6 protein-coding genes and 1 tRNA gene are annotated in these 9,273 nt (G+C 64.7%); 6 read left to right on the forward strand and 1 reads right to left on the reverse strand.

Going from position 1 to position 9,273, the window contains the following annotated elements; genetic code table 11:
• Positions 1 to 1,446 (forward strand): NAD(P)H-hydrate dehydratase (locus ACOJTD_RS21275; RefSeq protein WP_420134851.1); only part of this gene is annotated, 1,446 nt, incomplete at its 5' end.
• A 45-nt stretch (positions 1,447 to 1,491) separates the two neighbouring features.
• Here ACOJTD_RS21275 and ACOJTD_RS21280 read toward each other — a convergent pair.
• Positions 1,492 to 2,811, reverse strand: coding sequence for a multicopper oxidase family protein (locus tag ACOJTD_RS21280; protein ID WP_420134852.1), 1,320 nt, complete (start codon positions 2,809 to 2,811; stop codon positions 1,492 to 1,494).
• A gap of 148 nt (positions 2,812 to 2,959) precedes the next feature.
• On the opposite strand from ACOJTD_RS21280, the gene ACOJTD_RS21285 reads away from it, so the two are divergent.
• From ACOJTD_RS21285 to lon, 5 genes are all read left to right on the forward strand, one after another.
• Positions 2,960 to 3,044 (forward strand) — tRNA-Leu (locus ACOJTD_RS21285).
• Positions 3,045 to 3,198: 154 nt separating this feature from the next.
• Positions 3,199 to 4,557: a trigger factor gene (gene tig / locus ACOJTD_RS21290; protein ID WP_420134853.1), complete on the forward strand. Its 1,359-nt coding sequence runs from the start codon at positions 3,199 to 3,201 to the stop codon at positions 4,555 to 4,557.
• Between the two features lie 320 nt (positions 4,558 to 4,877).
• Complete coding sequence (locus ACOJTD_RS21295) at positions 4,878 to 5,516, forward strand: ATP-dependent Clp protease proteolytic subunit (RefSeq protein ID WP_420134854.1); 639 nt, start codon at positions 4,878 to 4,880, stop codon at positions 5,514 to 5,516.
• 382 nt (positions 5,517 to 5,898) lie between these two features.
• Positions 5,899 to 7,173, forward strand: coding sequence for an ATP-dependent Clp protease ATP-binding subunit ClpX (gene clpX, locus ACOJTD_RS21300; RefSeq protein ID WP_420134855.1), 1,275 nt, complete (start codon positions 5,899 to 5,901; stop codon positions 7,171 to 7,173).
• A gap of 328 nt (positions 7,174 to 7,501) precedes the next feature.
• Positions 7,502 to 9,273: endopeptidase La (gene lon, locus ACOJTD_RS21305; RefSeq protein ID WP_420134856.1), on the forward strand; the 1,772-nt coding region annotated here is incomplete at its 3' end.

A 9,273-nucleotide genomic window follows, 5' to 3' on the forward strand; every position in this document is an offset into this window, starting at 1 on the left:
GGCGGATCGTCCGGTTTCGCGCTGATGTTGCACGCTGGCCGGCATGTCGCGCAGGCCGCGATTGATCTGGCCGAGAGCGGTCCGATCCTGGTGATCGCCGGTCCGGGCAATAATGGCGGCGATGGCTTGATTGCCGCGACCGAGCTTGTGGCACTCGGCCGCACCGTCCATGTCATGCTGCTCGGCGGCCGGGAGGCCCTGAAGGGCGACGCTGCGCTGGCGGCGCGGGAGTGGAAGGGACCATTGCTGCCGTTCCTGCCACAGTCGATCGGCGCTCCAGCGCTCATCATCGACGCGCTGTTCGGGTCTGGCCTGAATCGGCCCGTGAAGGATCAGGCCCTGGAGATGATCGAGGCGGTCAACGCCAGTGGCGTGCCGGTGCTTGCGGTCGACCTGCCGAGCGGGATCAACGGAGCGAGTGGCGCGGTGCTGGGCGCGGCGATCAAGGCCCGCGAAACCGTGACCTTCTTCCGGCGCAAGCCGGGGCACCTGCTGGTGCCGGGGCGGCTGTACTGCGGCAAGCTGCGGGTGGTCGATATCGGCATCGATCCAGCGGTCCTGGACGAGATCCGGCCGCAAGCATTCGAGAACGATCCGGACCTTTGGCTCGAGCATTTCCCGATCCCGCGCGCAGACGGCCATAAATACGGCCGCGGCCATGCGGTGGTGATCTCCGGCGAACTCAGCCAGACCGGGGCGGCGCGGTTGGCCGCGCGCGGCGCGTTGCGCGCCGGGGCCGGGCTGGTGACGCTGGCGTCGCCGCGCGATGCGCTGGCCGTCAATGCCGTTGCACTGACCGCCGTGATGGTGCGGGCGATCGACACCTCCGAGGAGCTGGCCGGAATGCTGACCGACCGCCGCTTCAATGCGGTGGGGATCGGGCCGGGGGCGGGGGTCGATGATCGGACCCGGGACAATGTTCTTGCAGCGCTGGCCGCCGGCGCGGGGACTGTGCTGGATGCCGATGCACTGACTGTCTTCGCAGGGAGCCCGGAGGCGCTTTTCGAGGCTATCAAATCCGGTTCCAATCCACAGGTTGTCCTCACGCCCCATGAGGGCGAATTCCCGAGATTATTCAGTGACATGAGCAACAAAAATCCACTTCGATCGAAACTCGAACGAGTTCGCGTAGCGGCGCAGCGTTCGGGCGCCGTGGTGTTGCTCAAGGGGCCGGACACGGTGGTGGCGTCGCCAGACGGCCGCGCCGCGATCGCCTTCAACGCGCCGCCCTGGCTGGCGACCGCCGGCGCCGGCGACGTGCTGACCGGCATCATCACTGGCCTGCTGGCGCAGCGCGTGCCGGCCTTCGAGGCCGCCTGCATCGGCGTCTGGATGCACGGCGAGGCCGCGTGCGAAGCCGGCCCGGGCCTGATCGCGGAGGACCTCACCGAGACGCTGCCGGCGGTGACACGGCGGGTCTATGACGAACTCGGCGTCGAGTTTTGATGCCTCCGCAAAGTTTCGGAATCGCTGAGGCTTGGAACCTGATCTTCAGGTGACAAGATAGCTCCGTACCAATCGCGGCGCCGACCATTTTGCGGCGAACGCTTCCATCAGCCAGAGGCCGGGATGCTCGGCCGCAAACGCGATGCGCTGGGTCTGGCCGGCGTCAATCGCAATGGTATCGAGCCAGAACGGCTTCCAACCATCGTCGAGCCGGTCGAGCAGCCGGAAATGGTGGCCATGCAGATGGAAGACCATCGGCTGGGATCCGCGGTTGGCCAGCGCCAGCACCACCGTGCGGCTGCGCTTGGCCTGAAATGCCGGGCCGGAGGCGGGTGTGAATGTGTCGGGGGCGAACCAGTCGAGTTGGCCCGGCGTCAGCGCGCCAAGCGGCAGCTCGACCCGCAGGGCGGAGCCGAGCGGCAGCTGGGCCGGGAGCCCGTTGTCGGGCAGCGCGGTCGGCGGTGGCAGCGCTGCGGCGCGCAGCGGTGGCTCGGACGAGGTGACCAAACGGCCGAGCGGCACCGGCTTGCCGCCGTCCAGCAGCGTCATGGCGGAGGTAGAGCCGGGCGGCCTTGTCGCGTCGATCAGCGCATCGACCCGGCCGCCGGGTGTCAGCACCAGCGTGCCGCCGCGCGCCAGAAAAGGTTCGGCCGACTGACCGTCGAGGCCGATCACCCGGACGTCGTGATCGTCGATTCGCACAGCGATCACATTGCGCTGGCAGCCATTGATGAAGCGCAGCCTGAACCGGCCATTGGCGCGTAGCGCGATGTCGACGCTGGGCTTGCCGTTGATGGTGTAAAACCACTCCGCGTCGCCGGCGTCGGTCCCGGGCGCGAGCGGCTGGCCGTTCGGGCCGAGCCGGGCGTCTTTGATCAGTACCACCTCGTCGCCATCGACCTGCAGCGGCCTGTCGTCCTGCACCACAAGCGGCAGCACCGGCATCGGCGCGCCGCTGCTGTCGGCGCCAAGGCGAATGTCGGCGAGCAGCGTTCCGGCGGAGCGGAGCGTCAGCGCGAATTCGTCGGTGCCGCCGGGGGGCACCGGCCGGCGCGCCACCAGCGGCTCGGCTGCGGCGGCGCCGTCGAGGCCGCGAAACGTCATCAGTGCAGGCTGTTGCAGGGCATTCTCGAAGCGGACTGTGAGCTCGTCGCCGCGTTGCAGCGGGGCTGTGTCGGTCCACAGCAGCGCCGGGCGCGTGACGGGTTCGGCGCCGGCCCTCAGCATGATCGGCGCGAGCGCGGCGCGCAGCGTCATCGTCTTGCGAGCCGCCGTTGCGCGCCGCGGCCAGGTGCCGGCGAGGGTGAGGCCGCCGAGGCCGGCGAGCAGGGTGCGGCGCGAGACGAAAAAGGAAGCGTGCGTCATCGTGCGATGCGGACCACGTTCGCGCCGAGCTGTCCACTGCGGCAGCCGGACGCGGCGTCATGCAACTGCGGGTTTTTCTTGATGCGCGACCTATTTGTCATGTTATAAGCCCGCCGCCCGCGGCATCGCGGCCGGCATGATGCTCTTCGCGGGCGTGGCGGAATTGGTAGACGCGCTGGATTTAGGTTCCAGTGACGAAAGTTGTGGGGGTTCGAGTCCCTCCGCCCGCACCACGCAAGTGCTCTTGCTCATGACGAATTTCCGGCGACTCGGGTCCGTTCGGGCACGCGCTCGCCAAACCACAGGTGCAGGCTTTCCGCCGCGCATCGCCACATTCGACACCTCCAGCCGCGCGGCTGGATCACACGGAAGAAGAAGATCGACGCCATGCAGGTCAAGGAAACCGTCGCCGACGGGTTGAAGCGCGAATTCGAGGTCAATGTCCCGGCAGCGGACATCGACGCCCAGATCGATGCGCGGCTGGTCGACCTCAAGGACAAGGTCAAGCTCAACGGCTTCCGTCCCGGCAAGGTGCCGGTGGCGCATCTCAAGCGCGTCTACGGCCGTTCGGTCGCCGCCGAGACCATCGACAAGCTGGTCCGTGAAACCAATGAGGGCATCTTCGCCGAGCGCGGCTTCCGCCTCGCCACCGAGCCGAAGATCACGATGCCGCAGGACCAGAAAGAGATCGAGCAGATCCTCGAAGGCAAGTCGGACCTGACCTACACGGTCGCGATCGAGGTCGTGCCGACGATCGAACTGGCCGACTTCAAGAGCTTCTCGGTCGAGAAGCCGGTGGTCGAGGTCGGCGAGTCCGACGTCGACGAGGCGATCAAGCGCATTGCCGATGCCAATCGCGCCTATAGCGACAAGGGCGAGGGCGCCAAGGCCGAGAATGGCGATCGCGTCACCGTGTCGTTCGTCGGCAAGATCGACGGCGAAGCCTTCGACGGCGGCACAGGTTCGGACATCCCGGTGGTGATCGGCTCGGCGAGCTTCATCCCGGGCTTCGAGGACCAATTGGTCGGCATTGCCCAGGGCGAGACCCGGACCATCAAGGTGTCGTTCCCGGCCAACTATGCCAGCGAGACGCTGGCCGGCAAGCCGGCGGAGTTTGAGACCACCGCCGCCAAGGTCGAGGCCCCGCAGGACACTGCGATCGACGACGAGTTCGCCAAGACGCTCGGGATGGAGTCGCTCGACAAGCTGAAGGAAGCCGCTAAGGCGCGCCTCGCTGCCGAATACGCCGGCGCTTCGCGCATGCGCGTCAAGCGCCAGCTGCTCGACCGCCTCGACGAGACCCACAAGTTCGAAGCCCCGCCGTCGCTGGTGGAGCAGGAATTTGCTGTGATGTGGCAGTCGATAAACGCCGAGATGCAGCAGAACGGCAAGACCTTTGCCGACGAGGAGACCACCGAGGAGGCGGCGCGCGAGGAATATCGCAAGATCGCCGACCGCCGCGTCCGCCTCGGCCTGGTGCTCTCCGAGATCGGCGAGAAGAACAAGATCCAGGTCACCGACGACGAAGTCAGCCGCGCGGTGATCGAGCGTGCCCGCCAGATGCCGGGCCGCGAGAAGGAAGTCTGGGACTTCTATCGCAGCAATCCCGAGGCGCTGGCCCAGCTCCGCGCTCCGATTTACGAAGACAAGGTGGTCGATTTCATCCTCGAGCTCGCCAACGTGACCGACAAGCCGGTCACCCGCGAGGAGCTCTACAAGGACGACGACGACAAGACCGCGGCCTGATCGGCCCGCGCCATACCGGCTCCAGCGGCCGTCGCGACACCCGTCGCGGCGGCCGTTTTGCTTCATGAGACGGCGTTAACGATGCCTCGCGAAAGCAGGCCGATTCGGTTGGAAAGCGAGCCGGCGGTTTTGCGGTGAGCCGCCGAATCGGTATCAACTCGGCTCAGAAACGGGGTTCACCCTTGTGGCCGGGCAATCGGCCCATATCTGAGCACTCGCTTTCACGTCCTGCATCACGGGACGATCGCCGCGGCGAAGCCGGTCGCCAGACCGGAATTGCACCCCGCGTGCTGTCGTCTTCGACAACCCTCAGGTGAATTATGCGCGATCCGTTGGAAACCTACATGAACCTCGTGCCGATGGTGGTCGAGCAGACCAACCGCGGCGAACGGGCTTACGACATCTTTTCGCGCCTCCTGAAAGAGCGGATCATCTTCGTGACCGGCCCGGTCGAAGACGGCATGTCGACGCTGATCGTGGCGCAGCTGCTGTTCCTGGAAGCCGAGAATCCGAAGAAGGAAATCTCGATGTACATCAACTCGCCGGGCGGCGTGGTGACGTCGGGTCTGGCGATCTATGACACCATGCAGTTCATCCGCCCGCCGGTCTCCACGCTGTGCACCGGCCAAGCCGCCTCGATGGGTTCGCTTCTGCTCGCCGCCGGCCACAAGGACATGCGGTTCTCGTTGCCGAACGCGCGCATCATGGTCCACCAGCCGTCGGGCGGGTTCCAGGGCCAGGCGACCGATATCATGCTGCACGCGCAGGAAATTCTGAACCTGAAGAAGCGGCTGAACGAGATCTATGTTCACCACACCGGCCAGACCTACAAGGCGATCGAGGATGCGCTGGAGCGCGACAAGTTCCTGACCGCCGAGATGGCGCGCGACTTCGGCATCGTCGACAAGGTGATCGACAAGCGGGCCGAGGAAGCTGCCGCAGTCGCCAAGGCGACCTAAGCAGAGCGGGACGGTCGAACCCCGTGAAGACCTCAGGTGCGGTCGGGAATGTTCCGCTTTCGTGCCTGGGGTCTCGTGGCAATCTCGCAACTCTGCCTTGTTTTCAACGATGCAGGGTCGCGTAACCCAAGCAAATCACGCTATTGTCACGCGTCCCCAGCTGGGGCGCGGTTAGTGAAATCTTGATAGACGGGTGACAGCATGATTGGCTGAACCTGATCGACGAAAGTGTTTGGGGGATTCGAAGCGGTCGCGATTGGTGCGGCCACAGAAGTGCGGGGGGCTTTTCTGGTACGGAATTTGCTCCATTTATACCGGGTCTGCCGGGTCCAACCGGTCGACACGGCTGCCAGAGAAGACCGAACCGCGGACGGAGAACGAAATGAGTAAGGTCGGTACGAGCGACTCCAAGAACACCCTGTACTGCTCGTTCTGCGGAAAGAGCCAGCACGAGGTCCGCAAGCTGATCGCCGGCCCCACGGTATTCATCTGTGATGAGTGCGTGGAACTGTGCATGGACATCATCCGCGAAGAGAACAAATCCTCGCTGGTGAAGTCGCGCGACGGCATTCCGACCCCGAAGGAAATCTGCAAGGTCCTCGATGACTACGTCATCGGCCAGGGCCATGCGAAGAAGGTGCTCTCGGTCGCGGTCCACAACCACTACAAGCGGCTGAACCACCAGACCAAGCACAACGACGTCGAACTGGCGAAGTCGAACATCCTGCTGATCGGTCCGACCGGCTCGGGCAAGACGCTGCTGGCGCAGACGCTGGCGCGGATTCTCGACGTGCCGTTCACGATGGCGGATGCGACGACGCTGACCGAAGCCGGCTATGTCGGCGAGGACGTCGAGAACATCATCCTCAAGCTGTTGCAGGCTGCCGACTACAATGTCGAGCGGGCGCAGCGCGGCATCGTCTATATCGACGAAGTCGACAAGATCAGCCGCAAGTCCGACAATCCCTCGATCACCCGCGACGTGTCGGGCGAGGGCGTGCAGCAGGCGCTTCTGAAGATCATGGAAGGCACCGTCGCGTCGGTGCCGCCGCAGGGCGGCCGAAAGCATCCGCAGCAGGAGTTCCTGCAGGTCGACACCACGAACATTCTGTTCATCTGTGGTGGCGCCTTTGCGGGCCTCGAGAAGATCATCTCGTCGCGCGGCCGGACCACCTCGATCGGCTTCGCCGCGCAGGTGCTGGCGCCGGAAGATCGCCGCACCGGTGAGATCTTCCGTCACGTCGAGCCCGAGGATCTGTTGAAGTACGGCCTCATTCCGGAATTCGTCGGCCGTCTGCCCGTCGTGGCGACGCTGGAGGATCTGGACGAGACCTCGCTGAAGAAGATCCTGACCGACCCGAAGAACGCGCTGGTGAAGCAGTACCAGCGCTTGTTCGAGATGGAGAACATCGAGCTCACTTTCGCCGACGAGGCGCTGGGGGCGGTGGCCCGCAAGGCGATCGAGCGCAAGACCGGCGCCCGCGGCCTGCGGTCGATCCTCGAGAGCATCCTGCTCGAGACGATGTTCGATCTGCCGGGCCTGGAAGGTGTCGAAGAGGTGGTGATCTCGCGCGAAGTCGTCGAAGGGACGGCGCGGCCGCTGTACATCTACGCCGACCGCACCGACCGCGCGGCCGAGAGCAGCGCAAGCGCATAATGATCCGCCTTCGCACGGAGTTCTCCGCGCGACACGGCCGAACCGATCGGGCTGCCGGGACCTCTCGGCAGCCCGTTTTCGTCTCGCATGATGCCGCGCGCTCTGCGCGCTTATGCCTGACAAACCGGCGCTTTTTCCACGACTTGACACCCCCCCGGGTGATAGCCACCTAATGTTCACGGCGATGACAAGCGTTATCAGGATTCGCCTTCAAATCCGGACGAGTGGGGCCTGAGCCGGCCGTAACGCGCCGGTACACTCGGCACCTTGTGGTGGCCGCGCCGGGGGGCGGGCCACGGGCAAGGGGGCACAACGAAAGGAACGGGCCATGACCGCCACCAAACCCAGGCCAACGATCGTTTACGGCGAAAGCCACGCCTATCCAGTTCTTCCGCTGCGCGACATCGTCGTCTTTCCGCACATGATCGTGCCGCTGTTCGTCGGCCGCGAGAAGTCGATCCGCGCGCTCGAAGAGGTGATGAAAAACGACGCGCTGATCATGCTGGCGACGCAGAAAAATGCGTCGGACGATGATCCAGCGCCCGGCTCGATCTACGAGATCGGGACGCTCGCCAGCGTGCTGCAGCTGCTGAAGCTGCCCGACGGCACCGTCAAGGTGTTGGTCGAAGGCCTCGCGCGCGCCAAGGTCGAGAACTACACCGATCGCACCGAGTACTACGAAGCCACCGCGACGTCGCTCGCCGACACCGACGCCACCAGCGTCGAGGCGGAAGCGCTGGCGCGCTCGGTCGTGTCCGACTTCGAGAGCTACGTTAAGCTCAACAAGAAAATCTCGGCCGAAGTCGTAGGCGTGGTGCAGTCGATCACCGACTTCGCCAAGCTGGGCGACACCGTGGCCTCGCATCTCGCCGTCAAGATCGCGGATCGCCAGGGCATCCTGGAGACGCTGTCGGTCACCGCGCGCCTGGAGAAGGTGCTCGGCTTGATGGAGAGCGAGATCTCGGTGCTGCAGGTCGAGAAGCGCATCCGCTCGCGCGTCAAGCGCCAGATGGAGAAGACCCAGCGCGAGTACTATCTCAACGAGCAGATGAAGGCGATCCAGAAGGAACTGGGCGACGACGAGGGCCGGGACGAACTCGCCGAACTCGAGGAGAAGATCGCCAAGACCAAGCTGACCAAGGAAGCACGCGAGAAGGCGCAGCACGAGCTGAAGAAGCTGCGCCAGATGTCGCCGATGTCCGCGGAAGCGACCGTCGTGCGCAACTATCTCGACTGGCTGCTGTCGATCCCGTGGAACAAGAAGTCCAAGGTGAAGAAGGATCTCGAGTCCGCGCAGGCGACGCTCGATAGCGATCACTACGGGCTCGAGAAGGTCAAGGAGCGGATCGTCGAGTATCTCGCGGTGCAGTCGCGCGCCAACAAGCTGTCGGGGCCGATCCTGTGCCTCGTCGGCCCGCCCGGCGTCGGCAAGACCTCGCTCGGCAAGTCGATCGCCAAGGCGACCGGACGTGAGTTCGTGCGCGTGTCGCTCGGCGGCGTCCGTGACGAAGCCGAGATCCGCGGTCACCGTCGGACCTACATCGGTTCGATGCCCGGCAAGATCATCCAGTCGATGAGAAAGGCCAAGACCTCGAACCCGCTGTTCCTGCTGGACGAGATCGACAAGATGGGCGCCGACTTCCGCGGCGATCCGTCCTCGGCGCTGCTCGAGGTGCTCGACCCCGAGCAGAACGGCACCTTCAACGACCACTATCTCGAGGTGGACTACGATCTGTCCAACGTGATGTTCATCACCACGGCGAACACCCTGAACATTCCGGGGCCGCTGATGGATCGTATGGAGATCATCCGGATCGCCGGCTACACCGAGACCGAGAAGGTGGAGATCGCACGCAAGCACCTGATCCCCAGTGCATTGCAGAAGCATGGCCTGCAATCAAAGGAATGGGCGATCGAGGATGAAGCATTGCTTGAACTGATCCGCCGGTATACCCGTGAGGCGGGCGTGCGCAATCTTGAGCGTGAACTGTCCAACCTTGCGCGCAAGGCGGTGAAGGACATCCTGCTCAACAACAGGAAGAAGGTCGTCGTCACGCCCGACAATCTTGGGGATTATCTCGGCGTGCCGAAGTTCCGCCA

The organism is Rhodopseudomonas sp. (assembly GCF_048594845.1).
Taxonomy (GTDB): domain Bacteria; phylum Pseudomonadota; class Alphaproteobacteria; order Rhizobiales; family Xanthobacteraceae; genus Rhodopseudomonas.

Excerpts from the sequence above, each read along its gene's own strand:
- ACOJTD_RS21280 (WP_420134852.1), bottom strand. The coding sequence starts at position 2,811 with ATGACGCACGCTTCCTTTTTCGTCTCGCGCCGCACCCTGCTCGCCGGC.
- tig (WP_420134853.1), top strand. The coding sequence starts at position 3,199 with ATGCAGGTCAAGGAAACCGTCGCCGACGGGTTGAAGCGCGAATTCGAG.
- ACOJTD_RS21295 (WP_420134854.1), top strand. The coding sequence starts at position 4,878 with ATGCGCGATCCGTTGGAAACCTACATGAACCTCGTGCCGATGGTGGTC.
- clpX (WP_420134855.1), top strand. The coding sequence starts at position 5,899 with ATGAGTAAGGTCGGTACGAGCGACTCCAAGAACACCCTGTACTGCTCG.